The organism is Sphingomonas sp. CFBP9019, assembly GCF_034045155.1.
Classification (GTDB): domain Bacteria; phylum Pseudomonadota; class Alphaproteobacteria; order Sphingomonadales; family Sphingomonadaceae; genus Sphingomonas; species Sphingomonas aerolata.
The window spans coordinates 628414-652078 of record NZ_JAXCWK010000003.1 but is presented as its reverse complement, the minus strand read 5'-3'; the positions used below and the strand labels follow the sequence as shown (position 1 = coordinate 652078).

Sequence of the window (23665 nt, the reverse complement as noted above, 5' to 3'; positions counted from 1 at the left end):
TGGATGCGGGGGGCAAAGTCGCGCCTGCCGTCCTGCTTTGATTCTGGACCCCCGCCTGCGCGGGGGAACGGTGGCGGATCCGGTGTGGCAAAAACTGTTCTCCCGCGAAGGCGGGAGCCCAGGGTTACGGGCGATGTCCTGCGTAACCCTGGGGGCACGCCCCTCAGCGCCGCACGATCGCCGCATCGTCGCGCGACCAGCCGCCGCCCATCGCCTGATAGAGCGTCACATAGGCCGTCAGCCGGTCCGCGCGTGCCTGGACCAGCGACAGCTCCGCGGTCAGCAGCCCGCGCTGCGCATCGAGCTGGTCGATATAGGCCGAATAGCCCGCGCGGTAGCGGTTCGACGCGTTGCGCAGCGCGCCCGCGAGCGCATCGCGCTGTGCGGCGAACGCATTGGCCTGTTCGCCCGAGCGGCGGACGCCCGCAAGGCTGTCGTCGACCTCGCGGAACGCCTGGAGCGCGGTGCGGCGATAGGCGAACGCCGCCTGGTCGCGGCGTGCGGTCGCGGCATCGGCCTGCGCGCCCAGCCGCCCGCCGTCGAAGATCGGGCTGAGCACGCTCGCGCCGATCGAGAACACCGCGATCGGGTCAGCAAGCGCGCTGGACAGCACGACACCCGCCGAGCCGGTGAGCGCGAGATTGGGCAGCATCGCCGCACGCGCGCTGTCGAGCGAGCGGTCGGTCGCGACCAGCGTCTGCTCCGCCTGATACAGGTCGGGCCGGCGGCGGAGCAGGTCGGCGGGCAGCCCGTCGGGGATCGCGGGCGCGGCGAGCCGGTCGAGCGGCAGCCCCCGCGGGATCGGCCCGGGGACATCGCCGAGCAACAGGCTGAGCGCGTTTTCCTGGCGGCTGATCGACAGTTCGGCGGCGGGGACGAGCTGTTCGGTCGCGTGATATTCCGCCTCGGCCTGACGCAGTTCGAGGTTCGAGGTGTAGCCGGTCTCGGCACGGCGGCGGGCGATGCGCAGCCCCTCGGCGCGCGCGTCGAGCGTCTGGCGCGCGACCGCGAGCCGCTGGTCGAGCGCGCGCAGCGTGATGTAGCCGGTCGCGACGCTGCTCGCGATCGCGAGGCGGACGGTGTCGCGCGACGCTTCGCTCGCGAGCAGTTGCGCCTGCGCCGCGCGGCTCGCCTGGCGCAGGCGGCCGAACAGGTCGAGATCATAGCTGATGCTGACCGCAGGCTGCGCGCCGATCGCATCGATCGGCGTGCCGAGCGCGCTGACGGTCTGGCCGGTGGTGCCGGGCGCCGACCCGTTGACGAGCGGCGTCTGTTGCGCGCGCGCGAGCCGCGCGGCGGCCCGCGCCTCGTCGATCCGCGCCGCCGCCGCCCCCAGATCGGGGCTGTTGGCAAGCGCCTGCGCGACGAGGCTCGTCAGCGCGGGATCACCAAACGCACTCCACCAGTCCGCCCGGATCGGCGTACCCGGCCCCAGCGCGGTCCGCCACGCCGGCGGCGGCGCGACCGCGGTCGCAGCGGGCGCCTCGGGGCGGGGGCCGATACACGCGGTGGCGAGCAGCGCGAGGGGGAGGGCGGCGGCGGTCCGCCATGCGTGTTTGCGCCGCCACGTCCGCACGCCGCCCCACGCTCGCACCCCCTGCCACCACCCCGGCGAAGGCCGGGGCCCAGTTGGGAAGGTCGCAGTAACGGCGGACAGCGCTCCGTCATCGCCGTCCCCCAACTGGGCCCCGGCCTTCGCCGGGGTGGACGTTCTCGCCAGGGTAGCGGTTTTGATTGCGGCGGCGGCGTGGGTCGACGCAGCGCCCTCCCCCAAAATGTCTCCCCGCGAAGGCGGGGACCCAGGCTGGGCTCCCGCCTCCGCGGGAGAACAGGCCGCGCACGAAACGTCGGGTATCGCCCGCATCCCCTGCAACCACCCCGGCGAAGGCCGGGGCCCAGTTGGGAAGGCCACAGTAACGGCGGACAGCGCTTCGTCATCGCCGTCCCCCAACTGGGCCCCGGCCTCCGCCGGGGAGGGGATTCTCGCCGGGGTAGCGGTTTTGATTGCGGCGGCGGCGTGGGTCGGCTCAGCCACCTCCCTCAAAATGTCTCCCCGCGAAGGCGGCGATCCAGGCTGGGCTGGAGAACAGGGACCGAGGGGGGTTCGCGACATCACCGCGGCCCCGGCCCGCCGGCGGTATCGACCCGCGCCTGCACCGACATCCCCGGCCGCAACCGCGCGCTCAGCGGCTGGCCCGGATCGACGCGGATGCGGACCGCGATCCGCTGCGGCACCTTGGTGAAGTTGCCGGTCGCATTGTCCGCCTTCAGCACCGCGAATTCGGACCCCGCCGCGGGCGAGATTCGTTCGACGCGCCCGGTCAGCCGCTCGTTCGCGAGCCCGTCGACGGTGAACGACGCGGGCTGGCCGACCGCCATCCGCGCGGTCTGCGCTTCCTTGAAGTTCGCGATCACCCAGGTTTCGGGCGGCACCAGGAACATCAGCTGCGACCCCGCGGTCACATATTGGCCGAGCCGGACACCGACCTCGCTCAGCCGCCCCGTCTCGGGTGCGCGGATCACCGTGTTGGCAAGGTCGATCCGCGCGAGCTGGCGCGCGGCCTCCGCGCCCGAGACGCCCGCCTCCTGGCCGCCGCGTCCGACCTCGACGGTGCGGATATCCTGGCGGGCGATCTCGCGCGCGGCCTTGGCCTGCTGGACCTGTGCTTCCGCCTGGCGGAGCGCGGCGAGCGTCTGGTCGCGTTCGCGCAGACTGACCGAGCCGTCGGTGACGAGGTCGTTGACGCGCGCCATGTCCGCCTGCGCGCGCATCAGCTGCGCGGCGGCATTGGCGACCGCGGCGTCCTGCGCGGCGAGGCTCGCCTGGCGGCTGCGCGCGGTCTGGAGGCTGTTCGACAGCGTCGCCGCCTGCGCGTCGACCTGCGCCTGCGCCTGGTCGATCCGCTGGCGATAGATGCGGTCGTCGATCTTCACCAGCGGATCGCCCGCCTTCACATCCGCGAAGTCGCGCACGAGCACCTGCGTCACATAGCCGCTGACCTGCGGGCTGATCACCGTGGTGCGGCCGCGGACATAGGCATTGTCGGTCGACTGGTAGCTGGTCGCGAACGGCGGCAGCCGCCACGCCGCGAGCACCGCGCAGACGCCCGCGATCACGAGCAGGACGATGACGCCGATGACCCGCGGGCTCGGCGGCTGCGGTCGCCAGCCCGAGCCGACCGGGGTGGCGGGCGTCGCGGCGGGCGCAGGCGCGGCGGTCGGCGCGGCGGCCGTCTCCGCCTGTTTCTCCTCCGTCGCGGGGCCTTCTGCCACCGGGCTGCGGGCGTCGGTCATGTCGTCCTCTCAAGTCGCGCACGGCGTTCGCGTCGTTGGCGTCGCACCATCAGGAAGACGAGATACCCGAACGTCCCTCCGGCGAGAATCGCGACCAAGCGGAAGACGTCGGCATAGGCAAGCACGTTTGCTTCGCGCGTCGTGGTCTGCGACAAAATCGCCGCACCTTCCGCGCTGCGCAGCGTCGGGTCGACGATCACCCGGCCGACCGCGGCGCCGCCCGCGGCGATGCGCTGCGCGACGATCGGGTCGGTCGGCGAGATCTGCTGGACCAGCGCGGCGCTGTTCGCCTTCTCGCGGACCACCTGATAGCTGCCGAGCAGCGCGGTGCCGCCGAGCCCGCCGAGTGAGTTGATGATCCCGAACAGCGCGATGAAGCTGATGATGTGCCCCGCACCCTCCTTCAGCGCGCGCGTCATCCCGAACAGCAGCGCCGGGCCCAGGAAGAAGGTCGCGGAGAAACCGATGATCGCCTGGGTCACGTACATCTGCGGCGCGCGCGTCAGGCTGGTCGCATAGGAGTCGAACCACGCCGCCACCGCGACCAGCCCGATCGCAAGCATGATCGGGTGGCCGAGCCGCTCGACGTCGAGGGTCATCGCGCTCGCGATCACGCCCGCGACCGAGGCGACGAAGATGATCAGGAAGAACGGGATGAGCTGGTCGTTGTTCTGCCCCAGCACGGTCAGCAGGCCGACCGCGGCATAGGTCTGTTCGGACAGCACGATCCGCGCCATCACGATGACGACCGTGAAGCGCAATATGTCCGCGCTGCCGAGCCAGCGGGTGTTGAGCAGCGGGTTGACGCGGTGATGCTCGACGACGATCGCGGCGGCGAACATCGGGATCGCGACGATCAGCGCCCAGCCGATCCACGGCGCATTGGTCCACCACAGGATCCGCCCGAGCCCGAGCACCGCGGCGAACAGCGCGGTCGACCCCGCGAACAGCACGAAGGTGAGGAAGTCGAGCGGCTCGAACGCCTTGCTCCGCGTCGTCGGCGGCAGCCGCAGCGCCGCGACCGCGGCGAGCGACAGCAAAGCGAGGCCGAGCTCGAACAAATACAGCGTGCGCCACTGCGACATGGCGAGCAGGTCGGGCGAGAACAGCCGTGCGAGCGGCGTCGCGCATTGCGGGATGCCGATGCCGAGCACCACCGCCTTCAGCCGCCATTTCGCGGGCAGCGACTGCATCACGTAATAGAGGCACAGGCTGCTCAGCGCGGCGCCCGCCATCCCGCTGATCGCCCGCACCGCGATCGCGGTGGCGAACCCGTGCACGAACAGATGCGCGAGCGTCACCAGCACGTAGAGCGTGAGGAAGATCAGCGCGAACGGCCTGAGCCCGAACTGCGCGCGAAACTTGATCATCAGCAGGTTGATGCTGACGTTGGTCATCACATAGACCGTCGGCAGCCACGCGATCTCTGCCGGATCGAGCCCGAGCGCACCCTGCAACGTGTAGGTGTTCGCACTGATAAGCGCATTGCCAAAGCCGACCGTCAGTCCGAGCAGGATGCCGATCAGCGCATAGGCGATCTGGCGGTGCCGCGGATGCGCGGGCGAGCCCGGCGAGCCGGGGAGGACGGGCAGTTCGTGCGGCGCGAACGTCCAGTCTTCCTCGCTCAGGAAGCGTCTGATTCTCCGGGCGATCATGGTCGCTGTCTTGTGGCATGATCATGGAGGCGCGTCATCCGGGAACGCAGGTGTTTGCGAGCGACCCGCGTCAGAAAAGCACACCACCCCGGCGAAGGCCGGGGCCCAGTTGGGGGACGGCGGCAACTGCGGGCCGCCCTCCATTACTGCGACCTTTCCAACTGGGCCCCGGCCTCCGCCGGGGAGGTGCGCATATCCAACGCGCGCGCCCCCATGCTGCACCGCAGCGGAACATCCCCGCACCCGCACCGTTGCGCTGTCATGCGCATATTCAGATCGCTCCACATACCACCCGAATGGGTCTGGCTGGAAAGCGTCGCCGTGGTCTCGGCGGCGGTGCTCTTCGCGCTGGTCGCGCACTGGCTGACGATGCGGATCGCCGGCCATGCGCAGCGGCGCTCGACCGCCAAGACCGACGGGCTTGTCCTCGCGCGCGTCCGCCGGCCGCTGCGCGCAGTGTTCGTCGCGGTCAGCGTCGCGTTTGTCGCGCGGATCCTGCCGATGGACGACGATATCGAGGAATTGTGGAAGCAGCTGCTCGGCTTCCTCGTCCCCGCCTTGCTCGGCTGGCTCGCAGTCGCCGCCCTGCGCGCGTTCCAGGACGTGATCGAGATCCGCTCGGACATCACCGTCGAGGACAATCTGCGCGCGCGGCGCAAGCGCACCCGTGCGGCGATCCTCGGCCGGATCGGCACCTTCTTCATCATCTTCATCAGCGTCTGCCTGATGCTGCTCAGCGTCCCCGGCATCCGCTCGATCGGCGTCACGCTGATGGCGTCGGCGGGCATCGCCGGCCTCGTCGTCGGTGCGGCCGCCCAGCCTGCGCTCAAGAACCTGATCGCCGGCGTGCAGATGGCGTTCACCGAACCGATCCGGCTCGACGACGTGCTGATCGTCGACGGCGAATGGGGACGGGTCGAGCAGATCAACCTGACCTTCGTCGTCATCAAGATCTGGGACGAACGCCGCCTCGTGGTGCCGGTGTCGAAGTTCCTCGAACAGAGCTTCCAGAACTGGACGCGCGAGACCAGCCAGCTGATGGGCTCGGTCTTCTGGTATGTCGATCCGTCGACCGACGTGCCCCGACTGCGCGAGAAGCTGGGCGAGGTCGTGAAGGCCAATCCGCGCTGGGACGGCCGGTTCTTCAACCTCCAGGTCACCGACATGAAGGCGGACGCGGTCGAACTCCGCGCGCTGATGACCGCCAAGAACGCCTCGGTCGCGTTCGACCTGCGCTGCGACGTCCGCGAGGCGATGCTGGCGTATATCACGGCGGAAATGCCCGAGGCGATGCCCCGCGGCCGCCTGCTGATGGCGCCGGACCCGGTGCGGGGTGTCGCGTCGTAACGCTGGCGCGGCGCGGACACCCGTTTCGTCAGGATGACGGGTTTTGAGAAGAACCCGTCACCGCTCGGCATCATCCCAGCTCAAGCCGTCATCCCCGCTCAAGCCGTCATCCCCGCGTAGGCGGGGATCCATATTGGCTGGCCGTGGAGGAGACTCGCAGGGGTAGCCAGTCTGGATCCCCGCCTGCGCGGGGATGACGACGTTGGTTACGCCTCGACATGCTCCGGCGCATCTTCAAGCGCGGTGATGAACAGTTCGCACCACCACATCACGTCCTCCTTGCGGACGTTGTCGATCAGCTTCTCCCAGCGCGCCTTGCGCTCCGCCAGCGGCATCTTGAGCGCGCGGGCGATCGCGTCGGACATTTCCTCCGGGCTGTACGGGTTGACCAGCACCGCATCCGACAGCTGCGCTGCCGCGCCCGCGAACTGCGACAGGATCAGCACGCCCGGATCCTCGGGATCCTGCGCCGCGACATATTCCTTCGCGACCAGGTTCATCCCGTCGCGAAGCGGCGTCACCAGCCCGACCCGCGCCGCGCGATAGATCCCCGCGAGCACGTCGCGCGGGAAGCCCTGGTTGACGTAGCGGATCGGCGTCCAGTCGATGTCCGAGAATTCGCCGTTGATCCGCCCCGACATCGAATCGAGGTTCGCGCGGATCTCCTGATAGGTGTCGACCTTCTCGCGGGAAGGCGGCGCGATCTGGAGCATGTAGACCAGCCCGCGGTGATCGGGGTGCGACGCCAGGAACCGCTCATAGCCCGAGAAGCGCTCGGCCAGGCCCTTCGAATAATCGAGCCGGTCGACCCCGACGATCAGGCTGCGCCCGGTCGCCGACATGTACATCCGTTCCTTGGCATGGCGCGCGGTGTCGCTGCTCGCGGACCTCTCGAAATCCGCGGTCTCGATCCCGATCGGCGTGGTGATCGCCTTGATCGTGCGATCGCCGACCGTCACCCAGCCATCCTCGCCGACCACGCCGTCGAGCTGGCTGGTGACGTAATGCAGGAAGCTGTCGAGCCAGTCCTGCGTCTGGAACCCGACCACGTCGTACGCGAACATCGATTCGACCAGCGCGCGGTGGCTCGGCAGCGACAGCAGCATGGCCATCGGCGGCCAGGGGATATGGAGGAAGAAGCCGATCTTGTTCTCGACCCCCAGCTTGCGCAGCTCGCGGCCCAGCGGGACGTGATGATAATCATGCACCCAGACGAGATCGTCGGGCTCGATCAGCGGCAGCACCGTCTCGGCAAAGCGCTTGTTCACCCGCGCATAGCCGCTGCTGAAATCGCGTTCGAACTCGGTCAGGTCGATCCGGTAATGGAACAGCGGCCACAGCGTGCGGTTCGCATAGCCGTTATAATATTCGTCGAAATCCTGTTCCTCCAGGTCGATCGTCGCGGTGGTGACGCCCTTGCCCTGCTGGAAATTGATATGGCCGGTAAAGGTCTCGGTGGTCGCGCCCGACCAGCCGAACCAGACCCCGCCCTTTTCGCGCAACGCCGCGAGCAGCGCGACCGCGAGGCCGCCCTGGTTGCCCGACGGCGCGTCGACCGATTGCACGCGATTCGAAATGACGACCAGGCGACTCATCGTACGGCGCTCCAGGGTTTGCTGAGGAGGACGGCGCAGTTGATCAGCCCCACCAGCGAATAGGTTTGCGGATAATTGCCCCACAGCTCGCCGGTATTGGGGTCGATATCCTCGGACAGCAGCCCCGCGGGCGTGCGCCGCGCGACCATTTCGGCGAACAGCGCGCACGCATCGGCGGCGCGGCCGGTCGCGTGCAGCGCCTCGATCAGCCAGAAGGTGCAGACGTTGAACGCGGTATGCGGCAGGCCGAAATCATCCTCGGTCGCATAGCGCAGCATGTGGCTGCCGCGGCGGAGACCCTCTTCGACCGCCTTCAGCGTCGACTGGAAACGCGGATCGTCGGGCGCGAAGAAACGCAGGTCGAGCAGCTGGATCAGGCTCGCGTCGAGATCGTCGCCGCCGAACGTCGCGGAGATGCGCTGAGTCTCCTCGCGCCACGCCGAGGTCTCGATCGTCTTGCGGATCGTGTCCGCGCGCGCGTTCCAGAACGTCCGGCGATCCTCGAGCTCGAGCACGCCCGCCGCATTGGCGAGCCGGTCGCACGCCGCCCAGCACATCGCCGCGGAATAGGTGTGGACATGCGCCTTGGTGCGCAGCTCCCACAGCCCCGCATCGGGCTTGTCATAGGTCTCCCAGGCGCGGTCGCCGACGAGTTCGAGGCTCTTGAAATCCTCATGGCTCGACATGCGGAACAGCCGCTGGTCGAAGAACGCCTGGACGTCGGACAGGATGATCTGGCCGTACGCGTCGTGCTGGATCTGCTCGTATGCCTGGTTGCCGACGCGGACCGGACCCATGCCGCGATAGCCCGGCAGCGCGGGCGCGACGCGCTCGACCAGGGTCGCCTCGCCGCCGACGCCGTAGAGCGGCTGGACATGCCCGCCCTTCGACGCGTCGACGATGTTGCGCAGATATTCGAGATACCCCTCGAGCACGTCGAGCGCGCCGAGCCGGTTGAGCGCCTGCACCGTGTAATAGGCGTCGCGGATCCAGCAATAGCGGTAATCCCAGTTGCGCTCGGACCCCGCATGTTCGGGGATCGAGGTGGTGAGCGCGGCGACGATCGCGCCGGTCTCCTCGTGCTGGCACAATTTCAGCGTGATCGCCGCGCGGATGACGACGTCCTGCCATTCGACCGGGGTCGCCAGCCCGCGCACCCAGTGGCGCCATTCGTCCTTGGTCCGCGTCAGCATCGCCTCGGCCGCCTCGTGCAGCACGCCGGCAAAACTCTCGTCGGGCCCCAGGAACAGGTGCATCGGCCGTTCGAGCCGGAACCAGCGCTCGCCGACGATATGCCCGACCGGCGCATCGGTGGTGAGCCGCAGCGTCTGGTCGTCCATCAGGAACCGGATATGGTTCGACCCCTGCGTATGCGTGGTCGGCTGGCCCCAGTTGGTCGCGACGCGCAGGCGGATCCGGATCCGCGGGCTGCCCGCGACCGGCTTGACGATCCGCACGAAGCTGGTCGGGCGATAGGTCCGCCCCTCGCGCACGAAGCGCGGGCAGAAATCGGTGACCTCGACCGCGTTGCCCGCCTCGTCCTCGTGCCGGGTGACCAGGATCGGGGTGTTGCGGATATAGGCCTGCGTGGTCTTCGCGCTGCCCTCGAGCTCGATCGCCCACAGGCCCGTCTCGGGGGCGTCACCACCGAGCAGCGCGCAGAAGGCAGGGTCGCCGTCGACGCGGGGCACGCAGCCCCAAACGAACGTGCCGGTGCGGTCGATCAGCGCGGACACCTGGCAATTGCCGATCGGCCACAGGTTCATGTCGGGGGTCGGGCCGGACGGGGTCAGGCTGCTGGCGGACTGGGTAGCGGTCATCATGATTCCAATATGGCGGCAATCCAGCCGCGAAGGGCCGCGACATCGTCGAGGCGGTAGGTGGCGGCGGTAGGGCGTTCGGGGCCGATCAGGATGCCCGCACCGCCCAGCGCATGCGCGGCGGCGAAACCATCCTCGTCGGTGACGTCGTCGCCGAAGAAGAACGGGCGGCTGCCGACCAGCGCCGGCGCGGCGATCAGGTCGCGCAGCGCCGCGCCCTTGTCGCCGGGGGTGCGCAGCTCGACCATCATCTTGCCGCGCTGAAGCGTCAGGCCGTGCGTGCGCGCGAGATCCTCGGCGAGGCTTACCGCATCCGCCTCAAACGCCGGCGCCATCCGGTAATGCAGCCCGGCGCCGAGCGACTTGGCCTCATAGACCAGCGCGTTCGCCTCGGCATAGGCGCGCAGCGCCTCCGCGGCGGTTTCGAGCGAGGCGGGGCGTTCGGCGGCGACATGGCCGTCCTCGGGCGTGCGGCGTTCGGCGCCATGGCTGCCCGCGACCGCGAACCGCCGCGCATGCTGGCCGAGCATGGCGTCGAGCTGCGCGATCGACCGCCCGCTGATGATCGCGACGCGCGCCGGAAAGCGCAGGGCAAGCCGGTCGAGCTGGTCGAGCAGGCCGGCATCGACGACCACCGCATCGGGGGTCGGGGCCAGATCGACCAGGGTGCCGTCGAAATCGAAGAACAGGCTGGCGTCGTCGCGGACGTGCGGCGGGGGTGCGAGGACTTCAGTAGCAGGCTGGCGTTCGGCAAGCATGGTCGTCTAACCCCCGGCTGTGACGCTCCGTTCCGCTGCAGTGCAAAATTGGAACGGGTGCGGTTCGATTGCCGTCATAGCAGGGCTTGGGGTTCGGGGCGATGCTTCGGGGCCGTCACCAACCCCAACCCCCACCGTCATCCTGACGAAAGTCAGGATCCAGAGCCCCGAGCGTCACCCTGTGTTACCCTGGATCCTGACTTTCGTCAGGATGACGGCGGAGAGGGATGGCCGCACGGCCGCACGCACCCACCCACAGCTCGCCCCGGTTGCGACAGGTTGCGACACGAAACCACTGGACGAGGGAAGGGGCATTGCGTCATGCCTGCCGCCCATGTCCCGCGTCCGAGCTTTCCTCCTCATGCCCGTCCTGCTCGCCGGCTGCTCGGTCGGGCCGGATTATCGTCCGAAGGCGGCGGCCGAGCTGGGGGTGCCCGACGCCTATTCCGTCACCCCCGCGACCAGTCCCGAGGATCTGACGCGCTGGTGGCAGCGGTTCGACGACCCCGTGCTCGGCCAACTCGTCGAGCAGGCGGCGGCGACCAATCTCGACATCGCGCAGAGCGTCGCCCGCCTCCGCCAGGCGCGCGAGAGCCTGGTCCAGAACCGCGCCTCGCTGCTCCCCACGCTCAGCGGCTCGGGCGGCTATCAGCGCAACGAGAATCTGCGCGGCGGCGGGCGGTCGTTCACGCTGCCCGACGGCACCGTCGTCGACACCGGCGGCGGCGGCACCAACAGCTTCACGCTGGGGGCCAGCGCCAGCTACCAGGTCGGCGTGTTCGGCGAGATCCGCCGCACGATCGAGGCGAGCCGCGCGGAGTACGCAGCGTCGGGCTACGACTATGCGACCGTCCTCATCTCGATCGAGAGCGAGGTCGCGCGCAACTATGTGCTCGCCCGGCTGTATCAGCAGCAACTCGCCAATGCGCGCGCCTCGCTGACGATCCAGGACGACAATCTCGAGATCGCCGGGTTCCGCGTCCAGGCGGGGCTCGTCTCCAGCCTCGACCAGGAACAGGCGCGCGCGCAGCGGGCCCAGACCGCCGCGACGATCCCGAGCCTCGACCAGCAATATGCCGCAGCGGTCGCGCGGATCGGCGTGCTGACCGGACAGGCGCCGGGCGCGCTCCGGCCGCTGCTCGCGCCGGTCAAGCCTATCCCGGTCGGGCCGAAGGCGGTCGGCGTCGGCATTCCCGGCGACACACTGCGCCAGCGTCCCGACATCCGCTCGGCGGAGCGCGCGCTGGCCGCCGCCACCGCGCGGATCGGCGTGGCCAAGGCCCAGCTCTATCCCGCGCTCGCGATCACCGGCAACATCAACACCAACGCGACCTCGATCGGCAATATCGGCGATGCGATCACCGGCGGGTTGTTCGCGGGGCTGACCCAGGCGATCTTCAACGGCGGCCGGCTGCGCAGCCAGGTGCGGACCAGCGAGGCCGCCGCCGACGGCGCGCTCGCCTTCTACAAGTCGACCGTGCTGACCGCGCTCGAGGATGTCGAGAATGCGGTCGTCGCGCTCCAGACCGCGCAGGAACGCGAGCGCCAGTTCGCCATCGCGCTCGATGCCGCGAACAATTCGGCGATCCTCAGCCGCAGCCAGTATCGCACCGGGCTGACCGACTTCACCACGCTCAACCAGCAGGAGGTCGCGCTGCTGTCCGCGCGCAACGGCGCGACCCAGGCGCGCGCCGACGCCGCGACCGCGCTGGTCGCGCTCTATGCCGCGCTTGGCGGCGGCTGGGACGCGACCGTGATCCCGCAAGCGCCCATCTCCAATCCAGAGGCACGCTGATGGCCGACGCATCGATCGACGACTTTCTGGGCGTGAGGCCGCAGGCCCCCTGGAAACGCTACATCAAATGGGTCGCGATCGCGGTCGGCGTCGTGCTGCTCTGCCTGCTGCTCGCCAAATGCTTCGGCGCGAAGGAGCAGACGCAATATTCGACCCAGGCGGCTGAGCGCGGCAACCTGACCGTGACGGTGTCCGCGACGGGCAAGCTCGCGCCGACCAACCAGGTGACGGTCGGGTCGCAGCTGTCGGGGCTGGTCACCAAGGTGGTCGCCGACGTCAACGACCGCGTCGTCGCGGGCCAGCCGCTCGCGCTGATCGATCCCGAACAGCTCGACGACCAGATCCGCCAGGGCAATGCACAGCTCGCCGCCAACCAGGCGCAGGTGAACCAGGCGCAGGCGACCGTCGCCGAATCGCGCGCACAGCTCAACCGGCTCGAGGAAGTCGCGCGGCTGTCGGGCGGGCGCGTGCCGTCCAAGACCGAGCTTCAGGCCGGCCGCGCCGACTATCAGCGCGCGCTCGCCGCGCAGAAGGTCGCCGAGGCCAATGTCGTCGCCAGCCGCGCCGCGCTCGCGCAGAGCCAGACGCAGCGCGCGCGCGCGATCATTCGCTCGCCGGTAACCGGCGTCGTGCTCGCGCGCCAGATCGATCCCGGCCAGACCGTCGCGTCGTCGTTCAACACGCCGACGCTGTTCGTGATCGCCGAGGACCTGACCAAGATGAAGCTCGAGGTCGCGATCGACGAAGCGGACGTCGGCGAGGTCAAGATCGGCCAGCGCGCCAACTTCACCGTCGACGCCTTTCCCGGCAAGACCTTCCCCGCGACGATCACGCGTGTCGATCTCGGCTCGAACCTGACGGTCAGCTCGGCGACCTCGTCGAGTTCGAGCACCAGCACGACGACCACCACCGGCCAGGTCGTGTCCTATGCCGCCGACCTGACCGTGGCCAATCCGTCGCTGACGCTGCGCCCGGGGATGACCGCGACCGCGGACATCGTGACGTCGGACAAGCAGCGCGTGCTGCTCGTCCCCAACGCCGCATTGCGGTTCAAGCCGACCGCCGCGTCGGGCGATGCGGGCGGCGGCATTGCCGGCTCGCTGACCTTCCGGCCGCGGCGCGGCGGCGGGGCGGAACGGACCGCGACGCTCGGCCGCGGCGCGCAGCAGACCATCTATGTGAAGGGCGCCGACGGCACGCCGCAGCCGGTGCAGATCACCACCGGCGACACCAACGGGACGATGACCGAGGTTCTGTCGGGCAATCTCCAGCCCGGCGCGCAGGTCATTACCGGCCAGCTCGCCAGCGGCTCGGACGAGACCAAGCGCGGCGGCGGTGGTCGGCGCGGCGGTGGCGCGAGCAAGGGCGGGGGCGGTGGCCAGTAATCCGCCCCTGATCTCGCTGCGCGGCGTCACCAAGACGTACGGCGCGGGCGCGACGATGTTCCAGGCGCTGAAAGGTGTCGACCTCGACATTGCCGGCGGCGATTTCGTCGCGGTGATGGGGCCGTCGGGGTCGGGCAAGTCGACGACGATGAACATCCTCGGCTGTCTCGACGTGCCGAGCGCGGGGACGTTCCTGTTCCGCGGCCATCATGTCGAGACGCTCGACCGCGACCAGCGCGCGCTGCTCCGCCGCAAATATCTCGGCTTCGTGTTCCAGGGGTTCAACCTCCTCTCGCGCACCTCCGCGCTCGAGAATGTCGAGCTGCCGCTCCTGTACCGCGGCGACGAGAAGCGTGCGCGGCGTGCGGCGGCGATGGCGAGCCTCGACACGGTCGGACTGGCGGACTGGTGGGACCACACCCCCGCCGAGCTGTCCGGCGGCCAGCAACAGCGCGTCGCGATCGCGCGCGCGCTGGTGACGAACCCCGACGTGCTGCTCGCGGACGAACCGACCGGCAACCTCGACAGCGAACGCTCGGTCGAGATCATGCAGCTGCTGACCCGGCTCAACGCGGAACAGAACATCACCGTGCTGATGGTCACCCACGAACCCGACATGGCCGCCTTCGCGCGCACCGTCGTCCACTTCAAGGACGGCCTCGTCGAACGCATCGAAAGCCGCCACGAGCAAGGCGAAAGGGTCGAGTCGTGATGGCCCGGACACCATACACTCACGCCCCCACCCGACACCGTCATTCCCGCGCAGGCGGGAATCCAGACTGGCAACCGTCGCGACAAGCCCGCCAGCCTTCGAGCATCTGGATCCCCGCCTGCGCGGGGATGACGGGTCTCTTCTGTCAGTCTTTGAGCCAGGTTCGACGGGACCACGCTGGCGGGATGACCCGGTAATGTTCGGCACCACCCTCTCGCTCGCGCTGCGCTCGATCCGCCGCCATATCCTGCGGTCGTTCCTGACCATTCTCGGCATCGTCATCGGCGTCGGGGCGGTCGTGACGATGGTCACGCTCGGCAAGGCGACGACCGCGGCGGTGCAGCAGTCGATCTCCGCGCTCGGCACCAACATCCTCCAGATCCGGCCGGGTCAGGGCTTCGGTCGTGGCGGCGGCGGACCGCGGCCGCCCGATTTCAAGCCCGAGGACGTCACCGCGGTCGCCAACCAGATCGCCGGCGTCACCGCGGTCGCCCCCCAGGCGCAGGCGACCGCCACCGCGATCTATGAAGGCGCGAACTGGTCGACGACGATCAACGGCACCACCAGCGCCTATTTTCAGGTCCAGCCCTGGCCGCTGGCGACCGGGCGGATCTTCACGCCGGTCGAGGAGGCGTCGGGCAAGGCGGTGTGCATCATCGGCAATACCGTTCGCACCAACCTGTTCCGCGGCGGCGACGCGGTGGGCCTCCGGATGCGGATCGGCGCGATCAGCTGCGACGTGATCGGCGTGCTGTCGACGCGCGGGCAGGCGGGGTTCGGCGGCGATCAGGACGACGTGGTCATCATGCCGATCAAGGCGGTGCAGCGTCGCTTCACGGGCAATCGCGACATCCGGCTGATGCTGGTGGGCGTCGACCAGAAATTCTCGACCGCGACCGTGCAGGCGTCGATCACCGATCTGCTGCGCGAACGCCGGACGATCACCGCGGGCAAGGAGGATGACTTCAACATCTTCGACACCAAGCAGATTTCCGACACGCTGACCGGCACGACGACGTTGCTGACCGGCATCGTCGCGGCGGTCGCGGGGATCAGCCTGGTCGTCGGCGGGATCGGCATCATGAACATCATGCTGGTGTCGGTGACCGAACGCACGCGCGAGATCGGCATCCGGCTCGCGATCGGCGCGGTCGCGCGCGAGGTGCTGTTGCAGTTCCTCGTCGAGGCGATCGTGCTGTCGTGCCTGGGCGGGCTGATCGGGCTGGTGATCGCACAACTGGCGATCGCGATTATCGCGCCGCTGATCAAGGTCCAGTGGCTGTTCGTGCCCGAGATCAATCTTTTCGCGTTCGGCATCTCCGCGGTGATCGGCGTCGTCTTCGGCTATTTCCCCGCGCGCCGCGCCGCCGCGATGAACCCTATCGACGCGTTAAGGCACGAGTGATCGCCGCGCGCGGGTCGTGGACCAGCGCCTGCAGTCGCTCCAGATCCTCGGGCGTGTCGATGTCGATCAGCTCGGCCGGCGCGGTCACCACGTGCCGCCCCGCGCGCACCAGGTCGCGCGCGCCCGCATCGCCGTCGAGCGACAGCAGGAAGTCGAACCGGTCGCGCCCGAACAGGGCAGGGGGCGACGGCTTCACCCCGTCGCTCGACGCGACCACCGCATCCGCGCTGTCGGCGGCATCGAGCATCCGGTAGACATGCGCCGCGGTCACGCGCGGCATGTCGGCGAGCGCGATCAGCACCGCCTGCGCGCCGTCGTCCTTGGCGCGCTGCACGCCCAGCTTGACCGACTGCGCCATCCCCGCCGCGGGATCGTCGTTATGCACCACCGCATAGCCGTGGCTCGCGAAATCGAGCGTGCAGCCATCGGTGACGACCAGCCGGTCGCGGAACGGGATCGCCTCGAACGCGGTGACGACGTGGAGCCCGACCGGCTTGTTGAGGAACGGCACCTCGAGCTTGTTCGGGATGCCGAACCGCTGCGAGCGGCCCGCGGCGAGCAGGATGAGGACGACGTCTTCAGCGGCGATCATGGAAGGCTCCGATCATCGCGGCGGCAACCGACAGCGCAATCTCCGACGGCCCGATCGCGCCGATGTCGATCCCGACGGGCGCGTCGATCCGGTCGATATTCTCAGGGGTCACCCCCGCCGCGGCGAGCCGTTCGCGCCGCGCCGCATGGCTCTTGCGGCTGCCGAGCGCCCCGACATAGGCGGCGTCGCTCGCCAGCGCGGCGATCAGCGCGGGGTCGTCGATCTTGATGTCGTGGCTCAGCGTCACGACCGCGGTCGACGGACCGGGGCGCAGCGCGGCGATCGCCTCGTCGGGCCAGCGATCGTCGAGCGTGACGCCGGGAAAGCGCTCGTCGGTCAGGAAGCGTGCGCGCGGGTCGATCACGACCGTCGCGATCCCCAGCTCACGCGCGAGGCCCGCCAGCGCCTGCGCGATCTGCACCGCGCCGACGATCAGCAGGCGGCGCGGCGGATCATAGCGGTTGACGAACACCTCGCCCGTCTCCGCCGGCCGCGCGTCGCTGTGCCCGGTGGCGAGGTCGGTGGTGACGGTCAGCGCATCGCCCTGATCGCGCGCCTCGGCGATCCGGTCGAACAATTCGGGGTCGAACCCCTCGGCCGAGACCGGCTGGACCATCACCGCGATCTCGCCGCCGCAGGGCAGGCCGACTTCCCACGCCGCGGCATCCGCGACACCGTAGTTCCGCAGCTGGAACGGCGCGCCCGCGATCACGTCGGCGGCGGTCGCGAGGATGTCGCTCTCGACGCAGCCGCCCGACACGGAGCCTTCGAACCGGCCGTCCTCATGGACGAGCATGTGGCTCCCCTTGGGGCGCGGCGCGGAGCCCCAGGTCGAGACGACGGTGGCGATCGCCATCCTCTGGCCCTTCCAGGTCTTCGCCGCGGCAATCACGCTATCGTTTTCGGCCATGTCTTCTCTCTCTTCTCGTTCCTCCGCATCGGCGTGGGAACAGACGTTACAGCGCGGGCAAGCCCTCGAGCAGCTTGTCGAGCGTCACCGGGAAATCGCGCACCCGCACACCCGTCGCATTGTAGATCGCGTTGGCGACCGCCGCGCCCGCACCCGAAATGCCGAGCTCGCCGACCCCCTTGGCGCCCGCAGGGTTCGCCGAATCGTCGATCTCCTCGATGAAATAGGCCTCGAGCTGCGGAATGTCGGCGTTCACCGCGACGTGATATTCGCCGAAATCGGGGTTCACGAACGCGCCGGTGCGCGTGTCGACGACGCCCTCCTCGGTCAGCGCATAGGCGATGCCCCAGGCCATGCCGCCGATGATCTGGCTGGTCGCGGTCTTGCGGTTGAGCACGCGGCCGACGTCGAACACGCCGAGCATCCGCCGCACCCGCACCTCGCCGCTGACCGCGTTGACCGCGACCTCGACGAAATGCGCGCCGTGGCTCGCCTGGCTGGTGCGCTTGCTCTCCTTGCCGGGGCCGGTCTTGCCCATCGCGACGATCGGCGCACCGCGCAGCAGGTCGGCGAGCTTCACCTGCCGCCCGCCCGCGCTGACGCATCCGTCCTTGAGGCTCAGCTCCTCCGGCGCCGCGTTCATCCGCAGCGCGAGCTCGGCGAGGATGTCCTCGCACGCCAGCACCACCGCGGACACCGCGCTCCCTGCACCGAACGACCCGCCCGACCCCGCGGTCGGCGGGAAGTCGGTGTCGCCCAGCCGGACATCGAAGTCGGCGACCGGCAGCCCGAGCATCTCGCCCGCGGCCTGTGCCAGGATCGTGTAGGTGCCGGTGCCGATATCGGTCATGTCGCATTCGACCGCCGCACGGCCGTCCGCCTCGAGCCGCACGCGCGCCTGCGCCTGGACGGTGAAATTGCCGCGCAGGCTGGCCGCCATGCCGATCCCGATCAGCCATTCGCCCTCGCGCACCGATGCGGGCGCGGGGACGGCGGCGGGCCAGCCGAACCGCTCGGCCCCTTGCGTGTAGCAGTCGAGCATGCGCCGCGTGGAGAAGGGCTTGCCGCTGCCCGGATCGCAGTCGGGCTCGTTGCGGCGGCGCAGCTCGATCGGGTCGATTCCGAGCTGGACCGCGAGCTCGTCCATCGCGCATTCGACGCCGAACGTGCCGACCGCCTCGCCCGGCGCGCGGACCGCGCCGCTCGCGGGCAGGTCGACGCGGACGAGGTCGGTCCTGAACCGCCGCGACTCCCCGCGATAGAGCGGGATCGTCCCGAACGGCACGGGTTCGAGGAACGGCGCGTCGTCATTCTGCGCGGCGACGCTCTCATGCCCCATGCCCTGGATCACGCCGCGTTCGTCCGCGGCGATGCGGATGCGCTGCGTCGTATGCGAGCGGTGGTGGACGACATAGGCGGTCTGGCGCCGCGGCAGCGCGATCTTGACCGGGCGTCCGACCGCCTCCGCGGCGATCGCGGCGAGGATCGCCTCGGGGCCGACCCCGGTCTTGCCGCCAAAGCCGCCACCGACATAGGGCGCGAGCACGCGGACCTTGTCGCCGTCGATCTTGAGCACCTTGGCGATCGTCTTGCGCGCGGCGCCGATCACCTGGTTGCTCGATCGCACCGTCAGCCGGTCGCCGTCCCACCAGGCGGTGGTCGCGTGTGGTTCGAGCGCGGCGGGGAAATGCACCGGCGTCGTATAGGTCGCATCGAGCGTCACGGGTGCGTCGCGCATCGCCGCGTCGAGGTCGCCCATGTCGACCGGCGGCACGAAGCCGATCGCGGGATCGGTATCGACCGGCTGTGCCTCGACGTCGAACCGGTTCTCGCCCGCTGCGGTCTCGACGCGGACCAGGGCTGCGGCGTCGCGCGCGATCGCCTGGTCCTCGGCGACGACCACCGCGACGGGCTGGCCGAGATGGAGGATGGTGTCGGTATCGAACAGCGGCAGCGCGCTCGAATTGGATTCGCCCGCGGGCATGCGCGGATCGCCGTGGAGCACCGCGATCACGCCGGGCATCGCCTCGGCCGCACGCGCGTCGATGCGCAGGATGCGGCCGCTGCCGACCGGCGTACCGACGATCGCGGCATAGGCGACCCGCTCGGGCGTGCCCTCATAGGCATAATCGGCGACGCCGGTGACCTTCGCCGGCCCCTCGACCCGATCGATCCCGCGCCCGAGAACCCCCTGCGTCGCCCGGTCGAGCCCGGCCGGTCGAAACGCGGCGTCCATTACATGGTCGGTCATAGGCTCGTCCTCGGGTGTGGAGGGTCTGAGATAGGAGGGGCGGGGATGTTTGACGAGGGTGGCGGCGTGGCCTCAACGCCACCCCGACGCAGGATGGCGCAGCGCCAGCCCGCGACCCAAGCGAGGGCTGGTGCCGCCCCCTCAACCACCACCCCGGCGAAGGCCGGGGCCCAGTTGGGAAGGCCGTCGTGACGAAGGACGATCCCCTGTCAGGAAAGTCCCCCAACTGGGCCCCGGCCTTCGCCGGGGTTGTAGTAAGGAGGGTGGCGCCCACCCCCACCTGTTTCCCCGCGAAGGCGGGGATCCAGCTTTACTAAGGGTGCGCGTTGTGGCTCCTTGACCCCCGCCTCCGCGGGGGCACAGAAGATCAGACCGCCGGCAACTGATCCAGCAGCTTGTCCAACGTAATCGGGAACTCCCGCACCCGGATCCCCGTCGCATTATACACAGCGTTCGCAACCGCCGCGCCCGCGCCCGAAATCCCCAGCTCGCCGATCCCCTTGGCGTGGATCGGGTTCGCATGGATGTCGCGCTCGTCGACGAAGTGGACGTCCATCTGCGGCACGTCCGCATTGGCCGGCACGTGATATTCGCCGAGATCGTGGTTCACCAGCTTGCCGGTGCGCGTGTCGTGGATCAGGTCCTCGGTCAGCGCGGTGCCGATGCCGAAGGTCATGCCACCCAGGCACTGCGACCGCGCGGTCTTCGCGTTGAGCACGCGCCCTGCCGCGAACGACCCGAGCATCCGCCGCACACGCGTCTCGCCGGTGATGACGTTGACCGCGACCTCGGCGAAATGCGCACCGAAGCCTGCCTGCGACGTCTCCTTCTCCTGCTTGCCCGGCTTGATATGCCCGGTCGCCTCGAGGCCCTTGCCGACCAGCTCGCCGATCGGGGTCGAGCGGTTGTCGCCGATCGCCTTGCCGTCCTTCAGCGTCAGGCCGTCCTCGTCGACGCCCATCGCCTTGGCGATCTTGCCGCGCAGCATCTCGCAGGCGAGATAGACCGCAGTCCCCGACGAGGCCGCGCCCCAGGACCCGCCCGAACCCGCCGCGGGGGGATCATTGGTGTCGCCCAGCGACATGGTGATGTTCTCGACCGGGATGCCCAGGATCTCCGACGCGATCTGCGCGAGGATCGTGTAGCTGCCCGTGCCGATATCGGTCATCGCCGACGATACGGTCGCGGTGCCGTCGGGATGGATCTCGACCTTGGCGGACGATTCCATCATCATGTTGCCGCGCACCGCCGAGGCAACGCCCATGCCGATCAGCCACTCGCCCTCGCGGCGCGTGCCGGCCTTCTGGCGCTTGTCCCAACCGAAGCGAACCGCACCCTCGTCGAGCGCGCGCGTCAGGTTGCGCGACGAATAGGGGACGTCCTTCTCCGGATCGATCCGCGGATCGTTGCGCTTGCGCAGCTCGATCGGATCCATGTCGAGCTTTTCGGCGAGCTCGTCCATCGCACCCTCGAGCGCGAGCATCCCGACCGCTTCGCCCGGCGCGCGCATCGATCCCGACAGGACGAGGTTCACGTCGACCAGCTCATGCGTGATCAGCCGGTTCTCGCCGCCGTAGAGCAGGTGCGTGCCGATGCCCGCGGGCTCGAAATAATCCTCGGTCGACTGGTTCGACGCCAGCGTCTCGTGCCCGATCGCGGTCAGCTTGCCCTCGGCGTTGGCCGCGAGCCGGACGCGCTGCTCGGTGTTCGAGCGACGCACGGTCGCCTCGAAGACCTGCGGGCGCGACATGACCGCCTTGACCGGACGACCGAGCTGCTTGGCGGCGATCGCCGCCGCGACGCTCTCGGGTGCGATGCCGAGCTTCGACCCGAACCCGCCGCCGATATAGCGCGCGACGATCCGGACCTTCTTCTCGGACAGGCCGAGCGACTTGGCGAGCTGCTGCGCGTCCGACGTCGGCATCTGATAGGCGCCGTACAGCGTCAGCGAGCCGTCCTCTTCCCACACCGCGGTCGAGGCGTGCGGCTCCATCGCCGCCGAATTCTGGCTCGGCGTGACATAGGTCGAATCGACCGTCACCGCCGCATCGGCCATCGCCGTGTCGACATCGCCCTGCTTGAAATGCGCCGGCGCGGCATCGTCGGGGGGCGTCCGCGTCTCGTCGCGGTGCGCGGCGAAGTCATACTGGCCGTCCGCCTCGTCATAGACGATCGGCAGGCGGGCCGCGGCGTCGCGCGCGACCTCGAAGCTCTCGGCGAGCACGATCGCGACGATCTGGCCGAAGAACGCGATGTCCTTGACGCCCTGCGTCGGTGCATCGGTGGCGCCGCCCTGTGCGGACACGCGGATGAACTGGTCGAAATCGGTGACGACGTCGAGCACGCCCGGGATGCTCTTCACTGCGTCGACGTCGATCGACACGACCTTGCCCGCGGAGATCTTGGTGCCGACGAGCACGCCGTACGCCATGTCGTCGAACTGATATTCCGCCGCATAGGTCGCGGTGCCGCTGACCTTCAGCGGACCGTCGATCCGGTCGAGCGGCTTGCCGATGACGCCCTGAACGCCGCTGTCCAGAAGACTGTCCGGATGCGGCTTGTCCATCGTCAGGCTGTTGGTGGTTCCAAATCCGAACATGATTATGCTCCCGTTACGGTGCGCAGCGTCGCGATAAGCGTGCGACGCGCGAGGGGGATCTTGAAGTCGTTCGAGCCATAGCCCTTGGCATCGGCGAGCAGCGCGGTCGCCGCGGCCTCGAAGGCCTCGTCCGACGGCGCCTTGCCGACCAGCGCGGCCTCGACCGCCGGATTGCGCCACGGCATCGGCCCGAGCCCGCCGAACGCGAGCGAGGCGGACGCGATCACGCCGTCCTGCACGTCGACCACGGCCGCGACCGAGACGAGCGCGAAGGCGTAGGACGCACGATCACGGACCTTGCGATAGGCCTGCTTGCCCTTGGGGGGTGCGGGCAGTTCGATATGCGTGATCAGCTCACCCGTCTCGAGCACGGTCTCGATCTCGGGCGTGGCGCCCGGCAGGCGGTAGAACTCGTGCACCGAGATGCGCCGGCGATCGCCGTCCGCCTTCAGCGTCACGATCGTCGCGTCGAGCGCGCGCATCGCCACCGCCATGTCGCTCGGATGCGTCGCGATGCACTGCTCGCTCGTGCCGAGCACCGCGAGGATGCGGTTGAAGCCGCCGATCGCCGAACAGCCGCTGCCGGGTTCGCGCTTGTTGCACGCCGCCGCCGTGTCGTAGAAATAATAGCAGCGCGTCCGCTGGAGCATGTTGCCCCCGGTCGACGCCTTGTTGCGCAGCTGGCCCGATGCGCCCGCGAGCAGGGCGCGGCTCAGCACCTCGTACTTGGCGACGACGCGGCGGTCGGCGGCGAGGTCGCTGTTCGGCACCAGCGCACCGATCGTCAGCCCGCCATCCTCGCGCTCCTCGATCTTCGCGAGATCGAGGCGGCTGATGTCGACGAGCGTGTCGGGCGTCTCGACCTGCAGCTTCATCAGGTCGAGCAGGTTGGTCCCGCCCGCGATGAACCGCGCGCCGGTCGTCCCGGCATCCCTGACCGCGGCCTCGGGGGTCGCGGGTTTTTCGTAAGTGAAGGTCTTCATGCCACCATCTCCCCGCGCGCATCGGCGTCCATCGCCGCGTCCTTTTCGTCCGCGGACCGGCCCTTGGGCGCGGTGTCGCCGACTTCGCGGATCGCATCGACGATGTTCGGATAGGCGGCGCAACGGCACAGATTGCCGCTCATCCGCTCCGAAATCTCGGCATCGTCGAACTTGGGATCGGTCAGGTCGCCCGATGCGTGGCTGGCCCAGCCCTTCTTGACCTCGTCGAGCATGCCGACCGCCGAGCAGATCTGCCCCGGCGTGCAATAGCCGCACTGGTAACCGTCATGCCGCACGAACGCATCCTGCAGCGCGTGAAGGTTGCCCGGCTGGCCGAGACCCTCGATCGTCGTGATCTCGTCATCCTGGTGCATGACCGCGAGCGTCAGGCAGGAATTGACCCGGCGGCCGTTGATCAGGACGGTGCACGCCCCGCACTGACCGTGGTCGCAGCCCTTTTTCGAGCCGGTGAGGCCGAGATGCTCGCGGCACAGGTCGAGCACCGAGGTGCGGATATCGGGCTCGGCGTCATATGATTGACCATTGATCGTGAAATGCATGGGG

Annotated in this window: 17 protein-coding genes; 5 read left to right on the top strand and 12 right to left on the bottom strand. The window is 69.3% G+C overall.

Annotated elements, in window-relative coordinates; translation table 11 throughout:
* Positions 1–163 precede the first annotated feature (163 nt).
* From SOM18_RS11070 to SOM18_RS11060, 3 genes are all read right to left on the bottom strand, one after another.
* Positions 164–1576, bottom strand: coding sequence for an efflux transporter outer membrane subunit (locus tag SOM18_RS11070; protein WP_414712112.1), 1413 nt, complete (start codon positions 1574–1576; stop codon positions 164–166).
* Between the two features lie 536 nt (positions 1577–2112).
* Positions 2113–3294, bottom strand: coding sequence for an HlyD family secretion protein (locus SOM18_RS11065; RefSeq protein WP_107045290.1), 1182 nt, complete (start codon positions 3292–3294; stop codon positions 2113–2115).
* Positions 3291–4949 carry an MFS transporter gene (locus SOM18_RS11060; RefSeq protein ID WP_320481650.1) on the bottom strand — a complete coding sequence of 553 codons (1659 nt, stop codon included), beginning with the start codon at positions 4947–4949 and terminating at the stop codon, positions 3291–3293. Before SOM18_RS11060 ends, SOM18_RS11065 begins: the two co-directional genes overlap by 4 nt.
* Positions 4950–5210: 261 nt before the next feature.
* On the opposite strand from SOM18_RS11060, the gene SOM18_RS11055 reads away from it, so the two are divergent.
* Complete coding sequence (locus SOM18_RS11055; protein ID WP_031440137.1) at positions 5211–6296, top strand: mechanosensitive ion channel family protein; 1086 nt, start codon at positions 5211–5213, stop codon at positions 6294–6296.
* Positions 6297–6502: 206 nt separating this feature from the next.
* Here the strand turns inward: SOM18_RS11055 and SOM18_RS11050 are convergent, their stop codons facing one another.
* The 3 genes from SOM18_RS11050 to otsB are packed head-to-tail and all read right to left on the bottom strand — an operon-like array spanning position 6503 to position 10469.
* Positions 6503–7891, bottom strand: coding sequence for an alpha,alpha-trehalose-phosphate synthase (UDP-forming) (locus SOM18_RS11050; RefSeq protein WP_031440136.1), 1389 nt, complete (start codon positions 7889–7891; stop codon positions 6503–6505).
* A complete protein-coding gene (locus tag SOM18_RS11045; protein ID WP_320481649.1) occupies positions 7888–9711 on the bottom strand; it encodes a glycoside hydrolase family 15 protein in 1824 nt (607 codons plus the stop codon). Before SOM18_RS11045 ends, SOM18_RS11050 begins: the two co-directional genes overlap by 4 nt.
* Positions 9711–10469 (bottom strand): trehalose-phosphatase, encoded by a 759-nt coding sequence (otsB, locus tag SOM18_RS11040; protein ID WP_031440134.1) that lies wholly within the window; start codon positions 10467–10469, stop codon positions 9711–9713. Before otsB ends, SOM18_RS11045 begins: the two co-directional genes overlap by 1 nt.
* A 361-nt stretch (positions 10470–10830) precedes the next feature.
* Between otsB and SOM18_RS11035 the strand changes: the two genes are divergently transcribed.
* The 4 genes from SOM18_RS11035 (at position 10831) to SOM18_RS11020 (ending at position 15766) form a co-directional block, all read left to right on the top strand.
* Positions 10831–12264, top strand: coding sequence for an efflux transporter outer membrane subunit (locus SOM18_RS11035; RefSeq protein ID WP_235188322.1), 1434 nt, complete (start codon positions 10831–10833; stop codon positions 12262–12264).
* Entirely contained in the window at positions 12264–13649 is a 1386-nt protein-coding gene (locus SOM18_RS11030) for an efflux RND transporter periplasmic adaptor subunit (protein WP_031440132.1), read from the top strand. Before SOM18_RS11035 ends, SOM18_RS11030 begins: the two co-directional genes overlap by 1 nt.
* A gap of 55 nt (positions 13650–13704) precedes the next feature.
* On the top strand, positions 13705–14361 hold the full coding sequence (locus SOM18_RS11025) for an ABC transporter ATP-binding protein (protein WP_081874217.1): 657 nt from the start codon (positions 13705–13707) through the stop codon (positions 14359–14361).
* Between the two features lie 196 nt (positions 14362–14557).
* Positions 14558–15766, top strand: coding sequence for an ABC transporter permease (locus tag SOM18_RS11020; RefSeq protein ID WP_031440131.1), 1209 nt, complete (start codon positions 14558–14560; stop codon positions 15764–15766).
* On the opposite strand, the gene SOM18_RS11015 is transcribed toward SOM18_RS11020, so the two are convergent.
* From SOM18_RS11015 to SOM18_RS10990, 6 genes are all read right to left on the bottom strand, one after another.
* The gene (locus SOM18_RS11015) at positions 15741–16358 is read right to left on the bottom strand and encodes a nucleotidyltransferase family protein (protein WP_031440130.1); all 618 of its coding nucleotides are present in this window, start codon (positions 16356–16358) and stop codon (positions 15741–15743) included. The two genes, SOM18_RS11020 and SOM18_RS11015, sit on opposite strands and share 26 nt — an antisense overlap.
* The gene (locus tag SOM18_RS11010; RefSeq protein ID WP_031440129.1) at positions 16345–17268 is read right to left on the bottom strand and encodes an XdhC family protein; all 924 of its coding nucleotides are present in this window, start codon (positions 17266–17268) and stop codon (positions 16345–16347) included. Before SOM18_RS11010 ends, SOM18_RS11015 begins: the two co-directional genes overlap by 14 nt.
* Positions 17269–17314: 46 nt before the next feature.
* Positions 17315–19519, bottom strand: coding sequence for a xanthine dehydrogenase family protein molybdopterin-binding subunit (locus SOM18_RS11005; RefSeq protein ID WP_320481648.1), 2205 nt, complete (start codon positions 19517–19519; stop codon positions 17315–17317).
* Between the two features lie 367 nt (positions 19520–19886).
* The gene (locus SOM18_RS11000) at positions 19887–22118 is read right to left on the bottom strand and encodes a xanthine dehydrogenase family protein molybdopterin-binding subunit (protein ID WP_031440127.1); all 2232 of its coding nucleotides are present in this window, start codon (positions 22116–22118) and stop codon (positions 19887–19889) included.
* 2 nt (positions 22119–22120) lie between these two features.
* A complete protein-coding gene (locus tag SOM18_RS10995; protein ID WP_031440126.1) occupies positions 22121–23101 on the bottom strand; it encodes an FAD binding domain-containing protein in 981 nt (326 codons plus the stop codon).
* On the bottom strand, positions 23098–23661 hold the full coding sequence (locus SOM18_RS10990; protein ID WP_081874216.1) for a 2Fe-2S iron-sulfur cluster-binding protein: 564 nt from the start codon (positions 23659–23661) through the stop codon (positions 23098–23100). Before SOM18_RS10990 ends, SOM18_RS10995 begins: the two co-directional genes overlap by 4 nt.
* Positions 23662–23665 lie beyond the last annotated feature (4 nt).